Source organism: Pseudomonas sp. DL (assembly GCF_047199225.1).
In the GTDB taxonomy this organism is placed as follows: domain Bacteria; phylum Pseudomonadota; class Gammaproteobacteria; order Pseudomonadales; family Pseudomonadaceae; genus Pseudomonas; species Pseudomonas aeruginosa.
In genome coordinates this window covers 259,571-280,433 of sequence record NZ_CP178323.1, presented here as the reverse complement: position 1 = coordinate 280,433, position 20,863 = coordinate 259,571, and the positions used below count along the sequence as shown (strand labels likewise).

Annotated in this window: 19 protein-coding genes and 1 pseudogene; 15 read left to right on the top strand and 5 right to left on the bottom strand. The window is 67.0% G+C overall.

Annotated elements, in window-relative coordinates; translation table 11 throughout:
- Positions 1–32: 32 nt before the first annotated feature.
- The 9 genes and pseudogenes from ACI766_RS01275 to ACI766_RS01235 form a co-directional block, all read left to right on the top strand.
- Positions 33–1,175, top strand: a pseudogene (locus ACI766_RS01275) (IS3 family transposase); the annotation flags it as partial.
- 263 nt (positions 1,176–1,438) lie between these two features.
- Positions 1,439–2,371, top strand: coding sequence for a hypothetical protein (locus ACI766_RS01270; protein ID WP_003106171.1), 933 nt, complete (start codon positions 1,439–1,441; stop codon positions 2,369–2,371).
- A gap of 163 nt (positions 2,372–2,534) precedes the next feature.
- Entirely contained in the window at positions 2,535–3,221 is a 687-nt protein-coding gene (locus ACI766_RS01265; protein WP_003106170.1) for a YoaK family protein, read from the top strand.
- A 133-nt stretch (positions 3,222–3,354) separates the two neighbouring features.
- On the top strand, positions 3,355–4,845 hold the full coding sequence (gene hudA / locus ACI766_RS01260; protein WP_003118119.1) for a UbiD family decarboxylase HudA: 1,491 nt from the start codon (positions 3,355–3,357) through the stop codon (positions 4,843–4,845).
- Between the two features lie 40 nt (positions 4,846–4,885).
- Positions 4,886–5,362, top strand: a complete 477-nt coding sequence (locus tag ACI766_RS01255) for a MarR family winged helix-turn-helix transcriptional regulator (protein WP_012613475.1) — start codon at positions 4,886–4,888, stop codon at positions 5,360–5,362.
- 91 nt (positions 5,363–5,453) lie between these two features.
- The gene (locus tag ACI766_RS01250) at positions 5,454–5,741 is read left to right on the top strand and encodes a hypothetical protein (protein ID WP_003123838.1); all 288 of its coding nucleotides are present in this window, start codon (positions 5,454–5,456) and stop codon (positions 5,739–5,741) included.
- Between the two features lie 264 nt (positions 5,742–6,005).
- Complete coding sequence (locus ACI766_RS01245) at positions 6,006–6,647, top strand: suppressor of fused domain protein (RefSeq protein ID WP_003118118.1); 642 nt, start codon at positions 6,006–6,008, stop codon at positions 6,645–6,647.
- 154 nt (positions 6,648–6,801) lie between these two features.
- Entirely contained in the window at positions 6,802–7,236 is a 435-nt protein-coding gene (locus tag ACI766_RS01240) for a CBS domain-containing protein (RefSeq protein WP_003112686.1), read from the top strand.
- A gap of 77 nt (positions 7,237–7,313) precedes the next feature.
- The gene (locus ACI766_RS01235) at positions 7,314–7,760 is read left to right on the top strand and encodes a GNAT family N-acetyltransferase (protein WP_087823915.1); all 447 of its coding nucleotides are present in this window, start codon (positions 7,314–7,316) and stop codon (positions 7,758–7,760) included.
- Here ACI766_RS01235 and ACI766_RS01230 read toward each other — a convergent pair.
- A complete protein-coding gene (locus ACI766_RS01230) occupies positions 7,757–8,623 on the bottom strand; it encodes a helix-turn-helix domain-containing protein (protein ID WP_003160998.1) in 867 nt (288 codons plus the stop codon). The genes ACI766_RS01235 and ACI766_RS01230 overlap by 4 nt on opposite strands.
- Before the next feature lie 177 nt (positions 8,624–8,800).
- Here ACI766_RS01230 and pobA point away from each other — a divergent pair, with 177 nt between their 5' ends.
- The 4 genes from pobA to ACI766_RS01210 all read left to right on the top strand — a co-directional run bounded on the left by pobA (position 8,801) and on the right by ACI766_RS01210 (position 13,079).
- A complete protein-coding gene (pobA, locus tag ACI766_RS01225) occupies positions 8,801–9,985 on the top strand; it encodes a 4-hydroxybenzoate 3-monooxygenase (RefSeq protein ID WP_003121662.1) in 1,185 nt (394 codons plus the stop codon).
- Positions 9,986–10,159: 174 nt separating this feature from the next.
- On the top strand, positions 10,160–11,665 hold the full coding sequence (locus tag ACI766_RS01220) for an MDR family MFS transporter (protein WP_003121661.1): 1,506 nt from the start codon (positions 10,160–10,162) through the stop codon (positions 11,663–11,665).
- Positions 11,666–11,781: 116 nt separating this feature from the next.
- On the top strand, positions 11,782–12,228 hold the full coding sequence (aroQ, locus tag ACI766_RS01215; RefSeq protein ID WP_003106162.1) for a type II 3-dehydroquinate dehydratase: 447 nt from the start codon (positions 11,782–11,784) through the stop codon (positions 12,226–12,228).
- On the top strand, positions 12,225–13,079 hold the full coding sequence (locus tag ACI766_RS01210) for a shikimate dehydrogenase (RefSeq protein WP_058161589.1): 855 nt from the start codon (positions 12,225–12,227) through the stop codon (positions 13,077–13,079). Before aroQ ends, ACI766_RS01210 begins: the two co-directional genes overlap by 4 nt.
- Positions 13,080–13,118: 39 nt before the next feature.
- Here the strand turns inward: ACI766_RS01210 and ACI766_RS01205 are convergent, their stop codons facing one another.
- Both ACI766_RS01205 and quiC read right to left on the bottom strand, forming a co-directional pair.
- A complete protein-coding gene (locus ACI766_RS01205; RefSeq protein ID WP_003101858.1) occupies positions 13,119–13,787 on the bottom strand; it encodes a TetR/AcrR family transcriptional regulator in 669 nt (222 codons plus the stop codon).
- 92 nt (positions 13,788–13,879) lie between these two features.
- Positions 13,880–15,784: a 3-dehydroshikimate dehydratase QuiC gene (quiC, locus tag ACI766_RS01200; RefSeq protein ID WP_003162034.1), complete on the bottom strand. Its 1,905-nt coding sequence runs from the start codon at positions 15,782–15,784 to the stop codon at positions 13,880–13,882.
- Between the two features lie 545 nt (positions 15,785–16,329).
- On the opposite strand from quiC, the gene ACI766_RS01195 reads away from it, so the two are divergent.
- Both ACI766_RS01195 and ACI766_RS01190 read left to right on the top strand, forming a co-directional pair.
- The gene (locus ACI766_RS01195) at positions 16,330–17,655 is read left to right on the top strand and encodes an MFS transporter (protein WP_003101861.1); all 1,326 of its coding nucleotides are present in this window, start codon (positions 16,330–16,332) and stop codon (positions 17,653–17,655) included.
- A 65-nt stretch (positions 17,656–17,720) separates the two neighbouring features.
- A complete protein-coding gene (locus ACI766_RS01190; protein WP_003101864.1) occupies positions 17,721–18,986 on the top strand; it encodes an OprD family porin in 1,266 nt (421 codons plus the stop codon).
- A gap of 25 nt (positions 18,987–19,011) precedes the next feature.
- On the opposite strand, the gene ACI766_RS01185 is transcribed toward ACI766_RS01190, so the two are convergent.
- Complete coding sequence (locus tag ACI766_RS01185) at positions 19,012–19,890, bottom strand: DMT family transporter (protein ID WP_003101866.1); 879 nt, start codon at positions 19,888–19,890, stop codon at positions 19,012–19,014.
- Positions 19,891–20,039: 149 nt separating this feature from the next.
- The gene (locus ACI766_RS01180) at positions 20,040–20,855 is read right to left on the bottom strand and encodes a sugar phosphate isomerase/epimerase family protein (RefSeq protein ID WP_003101868.1); all 816 of its coding nucleotides are present in this window, start codon (positions 20,853–20,855) and stop codon (positions 20,040–20,042) included.
- Between the last annotated feature and the right edge of the window lie 8 nt (positions 20,856–20,863).

Genomic DNA, 20,863 nt, shown 5'->3' with positions numbered 1-20,863 from the left:
GTCCCGCGCCAGATGGAGTTTTCGTCAGATGACAAGGAAAGGTGACCTACAAGCAGGCCCAGGTGCGGTATGGCATCCAGGGCCGGTCGACGGTTCTGGTATGGTTGCGCAAGCATGGTCGGCAGGATTGGAGCCAAGGGGCGTCGATTCGGGCCGAGAGGAGTTGCGCGATGTCTGACCCCAAAACGCTCACTCCAGAGCAGCGGATCAAAGAGCTTGAGCAGCAGCTTGAGTTGATGAGCCAGAAGGATCAGTTCTTCGAGACCGTCGTCGATGTCCTGAAAAATGATTACGGTGTATCGGTCGTAAAAAAGCGATCCGGCAAGTCCTCTCGCAAGGTCAAGTCGCAGGACTGAGCATTGCCAGGGCTTGTCAGTTTCTTGGCATGAGCCGACAGGCTTACTACAAGCGCAATCGAGCTGCTGATAGCAAAGCACGCCAGGCAGATCGGGTTGTCGAATTTGTTCAACAAATCCGGATACGTCAGCCACGACTAGGCACACGAAAGCTGCACTATCTGCTGCATTGCCAGCCTGATAGGCGGCTCCAAATTGGCCGAGACCGACTATTTCAGGTCCTGGGAGAGCGCCGTTTGCTGGTGTTGCCCAAGCGGGCGTATCACAAGACAACACAAAGCTTTCACCTTCTACCGCCATCCGAACCTACTCAAGTCAGGCCCGAACCAGGTTGTCCCGTCAGGACCGGAGCACGTTTGGGCGGCGGACATTACTTACCTGCCAGCCAGTAGCGGCCCGCTGTACCTAAGCCTGGTAACGGATGCGTATTCCAGAAAAATTGTTGGCCATCATGTGCATGAAAGCCTGCATGCCAAGTCAGTTGCATAAGCCTTTAGGCAGGCCCTACGCAAACGGCAGCGTCGCCAGTCACTGGTCCACCACTCGGATCGCGGTATTCAATATTGCTCGGCGCTGTATCAGTCACTGCATGCACGGCATGGCGTCCAGTGCTCGATGACTGACGGATATGACTGCTACCAGAACGCGCTAGCTGAGCGCATCTACGGGATCCTCAAAACAGAGCTGCTGCTGAGTAGCCCTGAAAATCTGGAGCAGGCAAGGAAGATGGTTGCTGAAGCCGTGCAGATCTACAACACAGAGCGGCCTCACATGGCCCTGAAAAACAAAACGCCCGATGCGGTGCATCGGGCGTTTTGAGGCCTATCGGCCTACCTGAGCAGGTGTAAACCTATTTCAGGACTAGACAAGACCTGCCTCACCGCCACCCGCTCCGCCGAGCAGCGCCTGTCCCTCGCCGCAGAGACCAGAGCAACCGATCCTGTCCGGCCGGGAATGGCACCCAAGGCCGGGGCCAGATGGAGGGTCGATCGGCGGATAGTTCCTCGGGGCTGGCCGTTTCACGTCTATAGTTCTGCATGCTCGGATGCCGTTCCTACCAGGACTCCCACAGGAGCAACAGGATGCGCTCATGGCATGGCGTAGTCACGAAAATCGCCAAGCAAGGCAAGGGCGCCGTGGTCAAGAATCGACTCGGCCCGGAAGAGCTTCTGGTGCCCTTCACAGTGAGTACGCTCGTCGAGGTCGACCTGGACGCAAGGATCTACGGAACGGATGTGGACGACACGCCCTGGGCGGAGGGCGACGAACGAAAGGAGGTGCTGGTCGGTACCGAAGTAGAACTGCTGACCGATACGGATACCTTTCCTACCCATGCGTCCCAGGTGCTCAGCGCCAATTTCCGTTTCGCCCTCGACATCGTCAAGGGAGGGCTCAGCGGCCCGGTCAGGAAAGGGGCGGTCCTGGTCATCTACCACGACTTCCAGCAGGAGATCCGGAGAGGCGACTCCGGCAGCGCCTTCGCGGAGGCGGTCGTCGCCTATGCGCGGAACAAGCTCTACAAGCCGGCCTTCGCGATCAAGGCAGATACCAACTACGCCCAGTTGGTTCGGGATCTAGGCAAGGTTGCCGCGGAGAGCGGCGAACAGTACTTCATCGATACGATCCTCATCGCCACCCACGGCACGGCTGGCCAACTCTGGCTGGGCAACCCCCACGGCGAGAGCACCGCGGACGTCATGGCCCGGCGTGTCCAGGGCAAGCAGTTCGTCGAGCCCCAGGCCTTTGGTGCGACCCTTCTCGAACTGTTCGGCAAGGAACTGGCCATCGCCCTCTACGGGTGCGACTTCGCCGGGGACGAGGACGGAGAAGCGGCGGCCCTCGAGCTGCGCATCGCCGCCAACGCGAGAGCGGTCTACGCCGGCAAGGGCACGGTGTATCTCAATGCCAGCAAAGAGGGTCGTTCCACGGTGACCTGCAGCAAGGCGATGGTGGTCTACCGGACCGACAAGATCGAGGTACTGGGTGGAAACCAGGTACCGGTATTCGATATCTGAGGCCCCGCCCCGCACTGTCATTGCCGATTGACCAGGATCTTCGGCCCCAGACGCTCCGCCTCGCCCCTGGCCTTTTCCCTGGGGAGAGCCTTAAGATCGGGAGTCCGCACTGGGGCGGACCTTCTCTTCCTGCGGGTGGTTTCTCCGGATGCTTCCAGACAGCATGGTGGGTAGCAGCGCGCGGCGCCTTCGTTTGCGGCGGACGCGCGGGCGTGTCGGGCTCGGCCTGGTGGCCGGGCTGTCGGTACTGGCAGGCATGACCGACGCCATCGGTTTCCTCGCCACCGGCGACTTCGTTTCCTTCATGAGCGGCAACACCACGCGCCTGGCGGTATCGCTGGGCGAGGGCGACTTCGGCGGGCTGGTGCGGCTGAGCGTCGCCCTGGCCAGTTTCGTCGTCGGCAACGCGCTGGGAGTGATACTGGCGCGCTTCAGCGGGCGCCGGGCGGCGCCGATCCTGGTCTGCTGCGCGATGCTGCTGGCGTTGTCGGCGGTCTGGCCATTCGACTGGAACGTGCCGGCGCTGGTCGCCGCGATCCTCGCCATGGGCATGCTCAACGCCGTGGTCGAGCAGGTCAACGGCCTGCCCATCGGCCTGACCTACGTCACCGGCGCCCTCTCCCGCTTCGGCCGCGGCCTCGGCCGCTGGCTGCTGGGCGAGCGGCGCAACGGCTGGCGGGTGCAACTGGTGCCCTGGAGCGGCATGTGCGTCGGCGCGGTGCTCGGCGCCCTACTGGAACAGCAACTGGGCCTCGCGGCGATGGCGGCGAGCGCAGCGCTGGCGGCTCTTCTCGCGTTGCTGGCACTGGTGATTCCGCGGCCATGGCAGATGGACTATATGGTGCGTTGAGCGGCCACTGCGGGGTTTGCCGCGTGCCACGACGGCCCGACGAATCCCCGGAACGGAGCGCAGCACTTCTTGACCTCGCCTGGAACCATTCAATAGGATGCGTGCACACGCACTTATATGGAGTGGCGAGCCGATGAACCGCAGCGCCCTGGATTTCCGCCACTTCGTCGACCACCTGCGTCGCCAGGGTGACCTGGTGGACGTGCACACCGAGGTCGACGCCAACCTGGAGATCGGCGCCATCACCCGCCGGGTCTACGAACGCCGCGCACCCGCCCCGCTGTTCCACAACATCCGCGACAGCCTGCCCGGCGCGCGGGTACTGGGCGCGCCGGCCGGCCTGCGCGCCGACAGGGCCCGCGCCCATTCGCGCCTGGCGCTGCATTTCGGCCTGCCGGAACACAGCGGGCCGCGGGACATCGTGGCCATGCTGCGCGCCGCGATGCGCGCGGAACCGATCGCGCCGCGCCGGCTGGAGCGCGGGCCGGTGCAGGAAAACGTCTGGCTCGGCGAGCAGGTGGACCTGACCCGCTTCCCGGTTCCCTTGCTCCATGAGCAGGACGGCGGGCGCTATTTCGGCACCTACGGTTTCCACGTGGTACAGACGCCGGACGGCAGTTGGGACAGTTGGTCGGTGGGCCGGCTGATGCTGGTGGACCGCAACACCCTGGCGGGTCCGACCATTCCCACCCAGCACATCGGCATCATCCGCGAGCAGTGGCGCCGCCAGGGCAAGCCAACGCCCTGGGCGATGGCCCTCGGCGCACCGCCAGCGGCACTCGCGGCGGCCGGCATGCCGTTGCCGGAGGGGGTCAGCGAAGCCGGCTACGTGGGCGCCCTGGTCGGCGAGCCGGTGGAGGTGGTGCGCACGCAGACCAACGGCCTGTGGGTTCCGGCCAATGCCGAGATCGTCCTGGAGGGCGAGATCAGCCTCGACGAAACCGCGCTGGAAGGCCCGATGGGCGAATACCACGGCTATTCCTTCCCCACCGGCAAGCCGCAGCCGCTGTTCCACGTCCATGCGCTGAGCTTCCGCGACCAGCCGATCCTGCCGATCTGCGTCGCCGGCACGCCACCGGAGGAAAACCACACCATCTGGGGCACCATGATTTCCGCGCAACTGCTGGACGTGGCGCAGAACGCCGGACTGCCGGTGGACATGGTCTGGTGCTCCTACGAGGCGGCGACCTGCTGGGCCGTGCTGTCGATCGACGTGCAGCGCCTGGCGGCCCTGGGCACCGACGCCGCGGCCTTCGCCGCACGGGTCGCCGAGACCGTCTTCGGCTCGCATGCCGGACACCTGGTGCCGAAGCTGATCCTGGTCGGCAACGACATCGACGTCACCGAGATCGACCAGGTGGTATGGGCGCTGGCGACCCGCGCGCATCCGCTGCACGACCATTTCGCCTTCCCGCAGATCCGTGACTTCCCGATGGTTCCCTACCTCGATGCCGAGGACAAGGCACGAGGCAGCGGCGGTCGGCTGGTGATCAACTGCCTGTACCCGGAACAGTTCGCCGGGCAAATGCGTGCCGCTACGGCGTCGTTCCGCCACGCCTATCCGACGGCGCTGCGCAGGCGAGTCGAAGAACGCTGGAGCGACTACGGATTCGGCGACGCCTGAGCGCTACAATCCCCGCCCTGGCGAAAGAGGATCGAGGAAGGTGACCGGGCCAATGACCGAGACAAACGCACTGGGGCTGCCCCAAGGCCCGCTGTACCTGATGACGGAGATCGTCCGCCAGCGCGAACGGCAACTCACCGCCCTGCTTGCCCCTCTCGAACTGGGGCTGCATGAATGGCGTGCGTTGCGGATCATCCACGCCTTCGACGGTGACGTGCCGATGAGCGTGCTCATCGAGCACTCACAGACCGACCGCACTGCGCTGGGCCGGACCATCGAACGGCTGGTGCGGCGCGGCTGGGTCAGCCGCCTGCCGGATCCGGACGACGGGCGCGCCGTGCTGGTGCGCCGCAGCCCCGCGGCACAGGCGGTGTTCGAGCAGGCCCTGGCACAGGTCGCAGGGCTCGACGAAAGGCTGCTGGCGGGTCTCGGCTCCGGCCCGGAAGAAGAGGCGCTGACCCTCGTCCTGGGCAAGTTGCTGTGGGCCTTCGACGGGCTTTCCCGCGTGAGGCAATAGCCTTTCGAGGGCATCTCCGGGTTTGCGAAGCAACTCTCATCCCGGTCATGGACTGTCCATCCGGCCCCCTATTTGCTGGCCGATTGATAGCATGGGCGGCCTTCGCAAGCCCATTCGACCTGCAATGCCACGACACCCGCACACCACCCTGCTCCTCTGCCTTTGCCTGACCCTGCCCGGTTGCGAGAGCGGCCGCAGCTACAGCCTTTCCGAAGGCGCGCCTGTCACAGGCATCCGCATCCAGCGCGACGACCGCTCGCCGTTGCAGCGCCTGCGGGACTGCGAACGCCAGGGTTGCAGCGAGCGGCAGAAGATCGACCCATTCACCCCCGATCCTGACTACCTGCGCGCGGAAGGCCACTTCCCGCTGCCCTGGTAAGCTTCCCTCTTCGCCCGTTCCCGACGGGCTTTTTTCCGTTCCCGACAGATACCCTCAGCTGCCCTCAGCGCTTTCCTACGCACCAAGAAGGAAAGCCTCTCGCCTCTCTCGGAACGAGCCGATTTCTCGGCAGTCGCCGTTCGCATTCCATTGGTCACCCAACGGCAACCAGGATCAGCCATCACTGGTCTGCCCTCGCATGGAAACGGCCGCGCCCCCGGCGCCCCATGTCCGGCCCCACCCGCTAAGTCCAGAGGACCGAAGATGAACGACTACATCGCCCGGCTGCGCGAGAAATACGACGCCCATTTCGGTTGTGCGCCCGCCATGACCCTGGATTGCCGGGACTTCTGGAGACACTGCGTAGCGGCGCCGGAAATGGCGGTCTTCGCTTATCGCCTGGAAAGCACCCGGCGGCCGCACCATGTGGTGATCACCGCCGGGATGAGCCAGGCACCGATGCATTTCGCGCCCTACATGGGCAAGGCGCGCTGGTCCGCCGAGCTGATCTGCTATCTCGACGAACTGGGCGGCGATGACCTGCGCCACCTGCAATGGCTCGCCGGCCTGCCATTCCACGAGCGCCTCGCCCTGGGACATGGACATGCGGTGGCGTTCGGCTTCCCGCTCTACGAGCAGAGCCTGCTGCGGCACTTCCTTCTCCTCCCGGCGCCGCTGGAGGAGGATGCCTCCCTGTTCGACGGCTTCGCCCTGTCGGCGCATCCGGTCGACCTGCTGTGGGTCGTGCCGTTGACCGAGCAGGAATACCAGGTGAACGTCAAGGAACACCTCGAGGGCATCGCCAGGCTGCTGACCGACGCCGGCCACCCGCTCAGCCTCGACCGGCACCGCCATTGCTACGTCACCGGCCAGTCGCCGGAAGGGCTCGCACGGGTGCTGCACTAGCCCCGCAGGGAAAGACTAATAGCGCGGGCCCTACCTTCGTCGGGAAAGCGATGATGACGTTTTTCAATCGGTTCGATGCCGTTTTCCCCGCTTGCCGATCCGCTCGCCGTCTACGATTCTTGCTGGACGTGAGAACGGCTCCGGAGGGGCGCGTATGAAAACCGTGGCACAACTGTTGAACGCCAAGCAGAACCAGCAGGTGTACACCATCGGAGCGGACGAGATGGTGCTCGACGCCCTGCGCCTGATGGCGGAAAAGAACATCGGCGCGCTGCTGGTGGTGAACCATGGCGAGGTGGTAGGGGTGGTCAGCGAGCGCGACTATGCGCGCAAGATGGTCCTCAAGGGCCGTTCGTCCATCGGTACGCCGATCAGCGCGATCATGAGCGCGCCGGTGGTCAGCGTGGACTCGAAGCAGAGCGTCGACACCTGCATGAACCTGATGACCGATCGCCACCTGCGCCACCTGCCGGTCGTGGAAGACGGCCAGTTGCTCGGCCTGCTGTCCATCGGCGACCTGGTCAAGGCGGCGATCGCCGAGCAGGCCGAGCTGATCCAGCAACTGGAACAGTACATCCGCGGCGACTGAAGCGTACATGCCGGACCTACCCTTTTCCCGCCGGCTCACGCGATAATCCGCGGCTGTTCCCGTTGCGAGCTGCCGCCATGTCCTCTCCGCTGAAAATCCGCCGCTACATTCCCGCCGACCGCGATGCCACCCTGGCCATCTGGCTGGAGGCCTCGCGCGTCGGCCATGGTTTCCTCGGCGAAGCCGAGTTGCAGAAGCAGAAGGCACTGGTTCGCGATCATTATCTGGATGCCTCGGAAACCTGGCTGGCGCTGGACGGCGATACGCCGCTGGGCTTCATCGGCCTGCTCGATGCCTTCATCGGCGGCCTTTTCGTCGCTCCGGTGGCCCACGGGCGCGGGATCGGCCGGCAACTGGTGGAGCACGCGGCAACCCTGAAGGGCGCGCTGGAAGTCGAGGTCTACGCCGCCAACCGCGAGGCGCTGGGGTTCTACGCGCGCTGCGGCTTCGTCGAGAGCGGCCGACGCCCGCGTGATGACGAGGGACGCGCGCTGGAGATCGTCCAGTTGCGCCGCGAACACTAGTCGCCCTTGCGGAAAGCGCTCGGCGAGACGCCGCTCAGGCGCTTGAAGAAACGGGTGAAGTAGGCCGGCTCGCTGAAGCCGAGGCGGTCGGCGATCTCGTTCACCGTCATCGCCGTGTAGACCAGGTCGCGCTTGGCCTCCAGCAGCAGGCGCTGGTGCACGATGCCCAGTGCGGTCTGCCCGCTGAGGCGGCGCGCCACGCTGTTCAGGTGTGCCGGGGAGATGCCCAGGCGACGCGCGTACTCGTCGATTCCCAGGTGCTCGCGGAAATGCCGCTCGACCAGTTGCGAAAAGGCCGATAGGTATTCCTGACCACGACCCGGCCGTGCCTCCGCCCGCCGGACCATCACCTGCCGCCCCAGCCACACCGCCAGCACGCCGATCAGCGACTGCAACAACAGCTCGCGCGCCGGCGCAGCGCCGGCGTACTCGCCGTCTATGGCGTCGAACAGCGTGTCGATATAGCGCCGGTCCGCGCCCACCGGGTACAACCCCGGCGCCTCCAGCGCCTGGCGCTGCGCGCCGAGGTGCGCCTGCAAGCGCGCCAGCAACGGTGCGGCGACCGTCAGCACGTAGCCGTCGATGCGCTCGGAGAACTGGAAGCCATGGATGCACAACGGCGGTACGAACTGGATGGAAGGCTGCTCGACGCGAGTCGGCTCGCCCTCGACCTGGAGCTGCGCCCAGCCCTTGCGCACGTAGAGCAACTGAGCGAGATCGGCGTGCCGGTGCGGCTTGATCTCCCAGTCGTGCAGACGACTGCGGGCGGGGATCGACTCGCAGTGCAGCAGGTCCGGGGTCGGCCATTCGAGGGGAGCGCCGTAGAGCTTGAACACCGGGACGTCGCGGATGGAATCCGTCATCGAGCCCTCCGAGCGAAATGGCCGATTGCCGAACAGACTTTATAAAAGTCCAGAAATAGATCGGCAATTTGCCTTCTATAGCACTCCACGGCAAACAAAAATACAGCCACCTCCAGACAAGATCAGCGCCGGCGCATGCGCCGCCGGCCAGCCATAACAGCGAGAGGGCTATCCGCAATGAAGACTCAAGTCGCCATCATCGGCGCCGGTCCGTCCGGCCTCCTGCTCGGCCAGTTGCTGCACAAGGCCGGCATCGACAACGTGATCCTCGAACGCCAGACCCCGGACTACGTGCTCGGCCGCATCCGCGCCGGCGTGCTGGAACAGGGTATGGTCGACCTGCTGCGCGAGGCCGGCGTCGACCGGCGCATGGCGCGCGACGGGCTGGTCCACGAAGGCGTGGAGATCGCCTTCGCCGGGCAGCGCCGGCGCATCGACCTGAAGCGCCTGAGCGGCGGCAAGACGGTGATGGTCTACGGCCAGACCGAGGTCACCCGCGACCTCATGGAGGCCCGCGAAGCCTGCGGCGCCACTACCGTCTACCAGGCCGCCGAGGTGCGCCTGCACGACCTGCAAGGTGAGCGCCCCTACGTGACCTTCGAACGCGACGGCGAACGGCTGCGCCTGGATTGCGACTACATCGCCGGCTGCGATGGCTTCCACGGCATCTCGCGGCAATCGATCCCGGCGGAGCGGCTGAAGGTCTTCGAGCGGGTTTATCCGTTCGGCTGGCTCGGCCTGCTCGCCGACACCCCGCCGGTCAGCCACGAACTGATCTACGCCAACCATCCGCGCGGCTTCGCCCTGTGCAGCCAGCGTTCGGCCACCCGCAGCCGCTACTACGTGCAGGTGCCATTGTCGGAGAAGGTCGAGGACTGGTCCGACGAGCGCTTCTGGACGGAACTGAAGGCGCGACTCCCGTCCGAGGTGGCGGAGAAACTGGTGACCGGACCTTCGCTGGAGAAGAGCATCGCGCCGCTGCGCAGCTTCGTGGTCGAGCCGATGCAGCATGGCCGGCTGTTCCTCGCCGGCGACGCCGCGCACATCGTGCCGCCCACCGGCGCCAAGGGACTGAACCTGGCGGCCAGCGACGTCAGCACGCTCTACCGGCTGCTGCTGAAGGCCTACCGCGAAGGGCGCGGCGAACTGCTGGAACGCTACTCGGCAATCTGCCTGCGGCGGATCTGGAAGGCCGAACGCTTCTCCTGGTGGATGACTTCGGTGCTGCATCGCTTCCCCGACACCGACGCGTTCAGCCAGCGCATCCAGCAGACCGAACTGGAGTACTACCTGGGCTCCGAGGCGGGCCTGGCGACCATCGCCGAGAACTATGTCGGCCTGCCCTACGAGGAAATCGAGTAGGCCGCGCCACCCCGGCGCAACGCCGGGGCACCTTTCCCAAGGCGGGACGCAACGTTGGCGCAGGCGGATATCGACGAAAGACGGCCCACGGATCGATTCTCCGCGGCACCTGTCCTACCCCAGGCGCAGTATGATGCCCGCTGCCTTCGCGTTCCGTCCGCCCCAGGTGCCGTCTTGTCCGATCTCGCCCAGAACCCGCCCGCCGTCCGTACCGTCCTCGCCGGCCTGATGCTGTCGATCTTCCTCAGCGCCCTCGACCAGACCATCGTCGCCGTCTCCCTGCCGGCGATCTCGGCCGACTTCGCCGACCTCGACCTGCTGGCCTGGGTGATCTCGGCCTACATGGTGGCGATGACCGTATCGATGCCGATCTACGGCAAGCTCGGCGACCTCTACGGCCGCCGCCGTCTGATGCTCTTCGCCATCGTCGTGTTCACCGCCGCCTCGCTGCTTTGCGGGCTCGCGCAGAGCATGGGCCAACTGGTGCTGGCGCGAGTGCTGCAGGGGATCGGCGCGGGCGGGCTGATGGCGGTGAGCCAGGCGATCATCGGCGACATCGTCCCGCCGCGCGAGCGCGGCCGCTACCAGGGTTACTTCAGCAGCATGTACGCCATCGCCAGCGTCGCCGGCCCGGTGCTCGGGGGCCTGCTCACCGAGTACCTGTCGTGGCGCTGGGTATTCTGGATCAACCTGCCGATCGGCCTTCTCGCGCTGGCCATCTCGCGGCGGACCCTGGTCGGCCTGCCGGTGCCGCGCCGGCAACCGGTGATCGACTACCTGGGCATCGTGCTGATGGTGGTGGGCCTCACCGCGCTGCTCCTGGCCATCACCCAGATCGGCCAGGGCGCAGCCTGGAGCGACCCTGCGCTGCTCGGCCTGTTCGCCCTGGCGGCGCTCGCCCTGCTGCTGTTCGTCGCCCAGGAGCGGCGCTTCCGCGAACCGCTGGTGCCGATGCAACTGTTCGCCGTCCGCGCCGCCACCCTCAGTTGGCTGGTTGCGTTCTTCGCCAGCTTCCAGGCCATCTCGCTGACCGTGCTGGTACCGCTGCGCTACCAGAGCGTTACCGGCGCCGGTGCCGACAGCGCCGCGCTGCATCTGCTGCCGCTGGTCATGGGCCTGCCGCTGGGCGCGTACTGCTGCGGGCGGCTGACCGCCAGCCTGGGACGCTACAAGCCGCTGATCCTGCTCGGCGCCGTCCTGTTGCCCTGCGGCATCGCCGGCCTGGCCCTGGTCCCGGTCGGCGACCACTGGCTGTCCGGGCTGTGCATGCTGCTCACCGGGATCGCCATCGGTACCCAGTTCCCGACCAGCCTGGTGGCCGCGCAGAACGCCGTGGAGCAACGCCACATCGGCGTCGCCACCAGCAACGCGACGCTGTTCCGCTCCCTCGGCGGGGCGGTCGGGGTGGCGCTGATGTCGGCGATCCTGCTGGCCCTGCTCAAGCACCTGCGGATCGGCGGCGGGCTCGACCAGGGCTTTTCCGAGAGCGCCCTGCTGAGCAGCCTGGACGCCGCCAGCGGGCCGGCCCGGGTGATCCTCCAGCATGTCCTCGCGGATGCCTTCAAGGTGCTCTTCCTGGTTAACGCGGCGGTGGCGCTGCTCGGCCTGGCGGTGGCCTCGGCACTGCCCGACATGACCCTGCGCGGCCGCGGCGCGACGCAACCGGCGGCAGGCGAGTGAGCGGACGCCGATAATCGAACGCTTTCGTCCCGTTGGCGACGGCGTCCGGTTTACAAAAGTAACCGTTCGGTACATTTTCCCGGCATCGATGACATCATTGCTGTGGAGGCTGCGCCATGACGCGCACGGTATTGGTCCTGAACGGCCCCAACCTGAATCTGCTCGGCACCCGCGAGCCGCAGACCTACGGCCGGCGGACCCTGGGCGAAATCGCCGACGAATGCGCGGCCTTCGCCGAAACGCGCGGCTTCGCCGTAGACTTCCGCCAGACCAACCAGGAAGGCCAACTGCTCGACTGGATCCACCAGGCCCGCGGCCGGGTCGCCGGCATCGTCATCAACCCCGCCGCCTGGACCCACACCTCGGTGGCGCTGCGCGACGCCCTGGCCGCGGTGGAACTGCCGGTGGTCGAAGTGCACCTGTCCAACGTCCACCAGCGCGAAGCGTTCCGCCACCACTCCTACGTCTCGCCGGTGGCGCTGGGGGTGATCTGCGGATTCGGCAGCCTCGGCTACCGCCTGGCCCTGGAACATTTCGCCGAGCGTTTCGAGGCGGCCGCATGAGCGCGCCGCGATCGGTTCTCGCCGGCCTGATCGGTGCCGGCATCCAGGCGTCGCGGACCCCTGCCCTGCACGAGCGCGAGGGCGACGCCCAGGGCATCCGCTATCTGTACCGGCTGATCGATCTCGACCCGCTGGGCAAGTCGGCGGACGACCTGGAGTTCCTGCTCGCCGCCGCCAGCGACCTCGGCTTCACCGGGCTGAACGTCACCTTCCCCTGCAAGCAGGCGATCATCCCCCTGCTCGACGACCTCTCCGCCGAGGCACGCGGCATCGGCGCGGTGAACACCGTGGTGCTGCGCGATGGCCGGCGCATCGGCCACAACACCGACTGCCTGGGCTTCGCCGAGGGCTTTCGGCGCGGCCTGGCCGGCGCGCCGCGCCAGCGCGTGGTGCAGATGGGCGCGGGCGGCGCCGGCGCGGCAGTGGCCCATGCGCTGCTCGCCGAGGGCGTCGAGCGGCTGGTCCTGTTCGACGTCGACCCGGCGCGGGCCCAGGCCCTCGCGGACAACCTCAACCAGCACTTCGGCGCGCCACGAGCGCTCGCCGGCAGCGACCTGGCCGGCGCCCTGGGCGACGCCCAGGGATTGGTCAACACCACCCCGGTGGGCATGGCCAAGCTACCCGGCATGCCGGTGCCGGCGGAACTGTTGCGCGCCGACCTGTGGGTCGCCGAGGTGATCTACTTTCCGCTGGAAACCGAGCTGCTGCGCCACGCCCGCGCCCTCGGCTGCCGCACACTGGACGGCGGCACCATGGCGGTGTTCCAGGCGGTGAAGGCATTCGAACTGTTCAGCGGGGTGGCGGCCGACGCCGCGCGCATGCAGGCGCACTTCGCCAGCCTGGGCGACTGAGTGGCGCCCCTCTCCCGCCAAGGGGAGAGGGGACCGGAGTCAGGCACGGATGTAGCGCAATACCGCCTCGCCAATCATCCGCCGGTGCCGCTGGCGAACCTCGGCGTCGTGCAGGTCGGTGCGAAAGATCCGCGACACGGTGTAGCGATTGGACACCCGGTAGAAGCAGAACGAACTGATCAGCATGTGCACGTCGAGCGCCTCCAGCCCGGCGCGGAACACCCCTTCCGCTTCGCCGCGGCGGAGAATCTCGGCGATGCTCTGGACGATCGAGCTGTTGACGCTCTGCACCAGTTCGCTGCTGGCGATGTGCTCGCCCTTGTGGATGTTCTCGATGCTGATGATGCGCACGAAATCCACGTGCCGGTCGTGGTAGTCGAAGCTGAACTCCACCAGCTTCTCCATCGCCTTGGCCGGCGGCAGCGCGCCCAGCCGCAGGGTGCCCTCGATACCGCGGATGTCGCTGTAGAGCTTCTCCAGCACGGCCTGGTAGAGCTGCTCCTTGCTGCCGAAGTAGTAATAGATCATCCGCTTCGAGGTATGCGTGCGCTCGGCGATGGCGTCCACCCGCGCACCCGAGAGGCCCTGGGCGACGAACTCGTCGATGGCGGCGCGGAGGATGTCCTGGCGGGTCTTCTCGGGATTGTTCTTGCGTCCCTTGCCGCGCGGAGCGGATTCCTCCACGACGGCGGGATCAGGCTTGGACATCGGTGACTCACTCGTGGCCGGCGGGAATTGCGGCCGATTATGCGGGGCCCGCCCGGCTGTAGGAAGAGCACCTGCCGGAGCCCCGACAATTCTCACAGCTTGACCCGGCGCACACCCCGCCGCGCTTGCGCCATCGCCGCCAGGCGCACCGGCACGTTGGCCGCGCCGTAGCCGGCGTAGCCGTGGCGGCGCTGGAGGATCTCGAAGAAGAAGCGCTCCTCGAACGGCTCGGTGAACACATGGAACAGCTCGCCGCCCTGGGCGTCGCGGTCGTAGAGGACGTTGTAGTAGGCCAGTTCGCTGAGGAACTCGTCGTCGAAGTCGAAGCGCGCGGCGAGGTCGTCGTAATAGTTCAGCGGGATTTCCAGCAGTGCGACCCCGGCCTCCTTGGCCTGGGCCACGGCGGCGAAGATGTCGGCGCAATCGAAGGCGATGTGGTGCACGCCGGAACCGCGATAGCTGGACAGCGAACGGGCGATGGCGGTGTTGCGGTCCTCGGAAATGTTCAGCGGCAGGCGCACGCTGCCGCAGGGGCTACGCACGGCGCGACTGGTGACCAGGCCATAGGGGTCGGGCAGCACCACCTCGTCATCGGCGCCGAAGTCGAACAGGCTCTTGTAGAACAGCACCCAGCTGTCCAGGCCTTCGGCGGGCAGCGCCAGGGCCACGTGATCGACGCGCCGCAGGCCGAGGCCGGAGGTGTCGGCGTCGTTCGTCACGAAGTCGCTGTCGTAGATGCTGCGGCCCTCGGTGTGCCGCTCGACCAGATACAGCAGGCTGCCGTCGAGGGCGCGCACCGCCGGGATTTCCCGCTCGTTGGGGCCGAGCAGTCCGCGGTACGGCTGGCCTCCGTACGCACGAGCGCGCTCCAGCGCCTGGCCGGCGTCACGCACGCGCAGCGCGGTGGCGCACAAGGACGGTCCGTGGGCCTCGAAGAAACCGTGGGCGAAGGAATAGGGCTCGGCGTTCAGTACCAGGTTGATGTCGCCCTGGCGCAACAGGCTGACATTCTTCGAACGGTGCTCGCCGGCCCTGGCGAAGCCCAGTCGCTGCAACCACTGGCCAAGGCGCGCGCTGAGCGTCTCGTCGACGGCGAACTCGAGGAACTCGATGCCGTCGCAGAGGCTCGCCGGCGGCGGCGCGAACAGCTCGTCCACCGCCACGTGCGGCGTCTGGCGTTGCAGGTGCTCGCGGGTCTTCTCCTCGAGGTAGAGCAGCGAGCGCAGGCCGTCGACGGCGTTGGCGCGAGTCGGCGCGGCGCGGAAGCCGTCGTTGAAGACCTCCAGCGACAGCGGACCGCGATAGCCGGACGCGACGACCGGCGCGAGGAAGCCTGCCAGGTCGAAGCCGCCCTGACCCGGGAAGCAGCGGAAGTGCCGGCTCCATTCCAGCACGTCCATTGCCAGCAAGGGCGCGTCGGCCATCTGCACGAAGAAGATCTTTTCCCCCGGAAGATCGGCGATGCCGCGGGGATCGCCGTCCAGCGAGAGGGTGTGGAAGCTGTCGAGGATCAGCCCGAGGTTCGCCTGGTCGGCCCGCCGCACCAGGTCCCAGGCCTGCTCCCAGGTGTTCACCTGGCGCCCCCAGGCCAGCGCCTCGTAGCCGATGCGCAGGCCGCGGACGGCGGCGCGCTCGGCCAACTGCCGGAGGTCATCGGCCAGCAGCGCCGGTTCGCCGAGGGCATCGGCAGCGACGTTGCTGCACACCAGCACCAGGTCGGTGCCGAGTTCCTGCATCAGGTCGAACTTGCGTTCGGCGCGCTCCAGGTTTCGCTCCAGGCGTTCCCGGCGGCAGCCCTCGAAGTCGCGGAACGGCTGGAATAGCAGGATCTCCAGGTCCAGGTCGGCACACAGCCGGCGTACGTCGCGCGGGCTGCCGTCGTAATGAAGCAGGTCGTTCTCGAAGATTTCCACCCCGTCGAAACCGGCGGCGGCGATGGCCTCGAGCTTTTCCGGCAGGGTGCCGCTCAGGGATACGGTGGCGATCGAACGCTGCATGCTTCGACTCCTCAATGCGCCCTACGGCGCCTGGCGCCGCGCGAGGGCCGGCGGCGGAACGGCGGAGGCGCGGATAGCCCGCGCGGGATGCGCCGGGAAGCCACTTCGGGTCGCTGAGACCGCTCGCCCGGCAAGCCGATTATTGGTTTGCGCCAACTGACGGGCAACGCAAAATGTACGAACTGGTTAGTATTCCGTTCGAATATCGAACGGAAGCACGATTATCGAATTGACGCTTTTTCGACCAATCGCGCACCATCGCTGCCACCCGTGCAGGCCGTCCCGATCTGCCGGAAGCGCTCCGCGCTTCTTTCCGGGCACCTGCGCAACCCACGCGACATAACAATTTCAAGAATCGGGTACCCGCTCATGTCCATCGCCGACCTCTCCGTCCGCCCTCCATCCCGTCCGCTGGCCGCTCGTCCGGCCCGACCGCCCCTGGCCCGCTGACACCGGCGCGGCCCCTGGCCCGCCCGCGTGCAACCCAGAACGACAAATCCAGGCCGGGCGCCCAGGCACCGGCCGCCGAAAGGATGGCCCCGTCAATGATCCACTCTTCCAGCTCTCGACTGCTCGCCGCCGACGCCCCGCGGGAATCCCGCGGCGGCAGGATCCGCAACGCCTTCGCCGTCGGCCGGACGCGCTGGGGCATGCTCGCCCTGGTGTTCTTCGCCACCACCCTGAACTACATCGATCGCGCCGCCCTCGGCGTGATGCAGCCGATCCTGGCCGAGAAGATGAGCTGGACGGCAATGGACTACGCCAACATCAACTTCTGGTTCCAGGTCGGCTACGCCATCGGCTTCATCCTCCAGGGCCGCTTCATCGACAAGGTCGGGGTCAAGCGCGCGTTCTTCCTCGCCGTGCTGCTCTGGAGCCTGGCCACCGGCGCCCACGGCCTGGCGACCTCGGCGGCGGGCTTCATGGTCTGTCGCTTCATCCTCGGCCTGACCGAGGCGGCCAACTACCCGGCCTGCGTGAAGACCACCCGCCTGTGGTTCCCCGCCGGGGAACGGGCGGTGGCCACCGGCATCTTCAACGCCGGCACCAATGTCGGCGCGATGGTCACCCCGGCCCTGTTGCCGCTGATCCTCGGCGTCTGGGGCTGGCAGGCGGCGTTCCTCTGCATGTCGGCGCTGGGCCTGGTCTGGCTGGTGTTCTGGTGGCGCAACTACTACAACCCCGAGGAGCATCCGCGGGTGAAGCAGAGCGAGCTGGAATACATCCAGCAGCAGGAGGAGCCGCCCGCCACCCGCGTGCCCTTCTCGCAGATTCTCCGCCGCCGCGGCACCTGGGCCTTCGCCCTGGCCTACTCGATCACCGCGCCGGTGTTCTGGTTCTACCTCTACTGGCTGCCGCCGTTCCTCAACCAGCAGTACGGCCTGGGCATCAGCGTGACGCAGATGGGCATCCCGCTGATCCTGATCTGGTTGACCGCCGACTTCGGCAGCGTCGGCGGCGGCATCCTTTCGTCCTGGCTGATCGGCCGCGGCATGCCGGCGATCCGCGCGCGCCTGCTGTCGATGCTGCTGTTCGCCTGCACCATCGTCGGCGTGGTGTTCGCCGCCAACGCCAGCGGCCTGTGGATCGCCGTGCTGGCCATCGCCCTGGCGGTCGGCGCGCACCAGGCGTGGACGGCGAACATCTGGAGCCTGGTGATGGACTACACGCCCAAGCACCTGATGAGCACGGTGTTCGGCTTCGGCGGCATGTGCGCGGCGCTGGGCGGGATGTTCATGACCCAGATCGTCGGCGGCGTACTGACCGCGACGAACAACAACTACGCGGTGCTCTTCACCATGATCCCGGCGATGTACTTCATCGCCCTGACCTGGCTGTACTTCATGGCTCCGCGCCGGATCGAAGCCTGAGTCCAAGCGCCCGGCGCTCGCCGGGCACCTCCCTGCCTAGAGAACAAGAACGAAGGGACACACCCATGTCGCACCCGAGCCACGTCCGCGCGCTCTGCGCTTCCCTCTGCCTGGGCGCCGGCCTGCCAGTCCATGCCGGGCACGTCCACGCCGGGCAAGGTTTCCTCGAAGACGCCAAGGCCAGCCTCACCGCGCGCAATTTCCACCTGCACCGCAACTTCGTCGGCGATGCCAGCCAGGGCAAGGCCGAGGAGTGGACGCAGAGCTTCATCCTCGACGCCCGCTCCGGCTTCACCCAGGGCAGCGTCGGCTTCGGCCTCGATGTCCTTGGTCTCTACAGCCTGAAGCTGGATGGCGGCAAGGGAACGGCCGGCACCCAACTGCTGCCGATCCACGACGACGGCCGCCCGGCCGACGACTTCGGACGCCTGGCGGTGGCCGGCAAGCTGCGCGTCTCGAACAGCGAACTGAAGATCGGCGAATGGATGCCGGTGCTGCCGATCCTCCGCTCCGACGATGGCCGCTCGCTGCCGCAGACCTTCCGCGGCGGCCAGCTCAGCGCCAACGAGATCGCCGGCCTGACCCTCTACGCCGGCCAGTTCCGCGGCAACAGCCCGCGCAACGACGCAAGCATGCAGGACATGTCGCTGTTCGGCCGGCCAGCCGCCACTTCCGACCGCTTCGATTTCGCCGGCGGCGAATATCGCTTCAATGGCGAACGCAGCCTGCTCGGCCTGTGGAACGCCGAGCTGAAGGACATCTACCGCCAACAGTACCTGCAACTGCAACACAGCCAGCCGCTCGGCGACTGGCTGCTGGGCGCCAACCTCGGCGGATTCCGTGGCCGCGACGCTGGCAGCGCGCGCGCCGGCAAGCTCGATAACCGCACCGTTTCCGCGCTGTTCTCCGCGCGCTATGGGCTGCATACCCTCTATCTCGGCCTGCAGAAGGTCAGTGGCGACGACGGCTGGATGCGGGTCAACGGCACCAGCGGCGGAACCCTGGCCAACGACAGCTACAACGCCAGCTACGACAATCCCGGCGAGCGCTCCTGGCAACTGCGCTACGACTTCGACTTCGTTGGCCTCGGCCTACCCGGCCTGACCTTCATGACCCGCTACCTGCATGGCGACCATGTGCGCCTGGCCGGAGTCACCGACGACGGCAGCGAATGGGGACGCGAGAGCGAGCTGGGCTACACGCTGCAGAGCGGCGCCTTCAAGCGTCTCAACGTCCGCTGGCGCAACTCCAGCCAGCGCCGCGACTGGGGCAGCAATACCCGCTTCGACGAGAACCGGCTGATCGTCAGCTATCCGCTGAGCCTGTTGTGAAGCCTACGCGCCGACCCCGTTGCGTTCAGCGGCCACGGCGCCAGGCGACCACCAGGCCGCTGGCGCAGATGACGAGGATGCCGAGCAGCGCCCAGGCGTCCGGCACGTGGCCGAACACCAGCAGGCCGAGCAGGCCGGCGAAGATGATCTGGCCATAGCTGAACGGCGCCAGGGTCGCCGGCGGCGCATGGCGGAAGGCCTGGGTCAGCAGCAGGTGGCCGCCCATGCCGCAACCGCCCAGGGCGATCATCATCAGGCCGTGGAGAAGACTTGGGGTCTGCCAGAAGAACGGCACCAGCAGGCTCATGATGAGCGTGTTGAAGATGCCGGCGAGGAAGTTGCTGGTGGTCGGGCTGTCGCTGTTGGCGAGCATCCGCGTGAGCAGCTGGTAGAGCCCGAAGCACAGCGCCGAGCCGAGCGGGAACAATGCCGCCGGGGTGAACAGCGCGCCACCGGGACGCACGATGAAGAGCACGCCGATGAAGCCGGTGAGCACCGCCAGCCATTGACCGAGGCTGACCTTCTCCTTCAGCAACGGCACGGATAACGCGGTCACCAGCAGCGGCGCCAGGAAGTTCACCGCGGTCGCCTCGGCCAAGGGCAGGTAGCGCAGGCCGGTGGTGAAGAACAGGCTGGTGCCGATCAGGCACAGCGCCCGCGCCAACTGCATGAGCGGACGGCGGCTGCGGATCACCGCGAGGCCGTTGCGCGGCACGAACACGGCGACCATCAGCAGGGTGTGCACCAGGTAGCGGGCCCAGACCACCATGACGATCGGGTAGAAACCGGAAAGGAACTTGGACAACCCGTCGTGGCTGGCGAACAGGAACACCGCGGCACAGATCAGCAGGATGCCGCGCAGGGTCTGGTCGCTGGCGGGCAGCGGGGAGGTGGATGCGTTCATCAGAGGGTCCGGGCACCAGGGCAAATCGATAGCAGGCTATTTATTCTGACGGTACCCGCCATCGAGGAAAGAAACGATCGGCTTCAACGTTTGGAAACTATAGAACCCCGTTCCATTATGCAAACGGGCAACCTGCCTGCGCGGTGGCGCTACAGGCGGGCGAGCAGCGCCCGGGTCCGCTCGATCGCCAGCCGCGCCCGCTCCGTGCCATCCACGCCGCGCGCGAGCAGATCCAGCGCGGGCACCTCCAGGCTCAGCGGCAGGTTCTCCGGCAGGGCGCGCAGCAGCGCCAGCAGATCGAGCCCGCCATCGCCAGGGAAACGCCGTTCCTCGCGGGCCTGGCGAAGGATTTCGTCCATCGACGTCGGACGCGGCCCGACGACATCGCAGAGTTGCGCGTAGCCCAGGCGCGCAGGCGGGATCGCCCGCAGGTCTTCCAGGCTGCTGGCCGAGCGGTCGAAATGGAAGGCGTCCAGCAACAGGCCGGCGTTGTCCCGCGCCGCCGCCTCGACCACCCGCGCGGCCTGCCGCAGGTCGCGGATCCCGGTCCAGGGCATGAACTCCAGGTGCGGGTCGAGGCCGAGCGGCCGCGCCAGGTCGCACAACGCGGCGAAATTGTCCGCGCTGCGCCGCTCGTCGTCATCGTTGCCGGCCACCAGCACATAGCGCGCGCCGAACTCGGCGCCGACCTCCAGCACCGCGGCGAACTCGCCGACGCGGGTGTCCGGACGCAGGCGCAGGATCTCCACGTCCAGCGTGCGCACTCCGCTGTCGCGCAGCCGCGCCAGGGTCCGCCGGCGCAGGCCGGCATCGGCCAGCAGCGGATAGTGGTGCTCTTCCACGGTGGCCGGCACCAGGCGCAGGCCGACATGACTGTAGCCGGCGCGGGCGGCAGCCTCGACCATGTCCGGGGGCGACAGCTCGAGCACGGTGAGCGCCGCCAGGGAAAGAATCCTCGATTCCATGCACTACC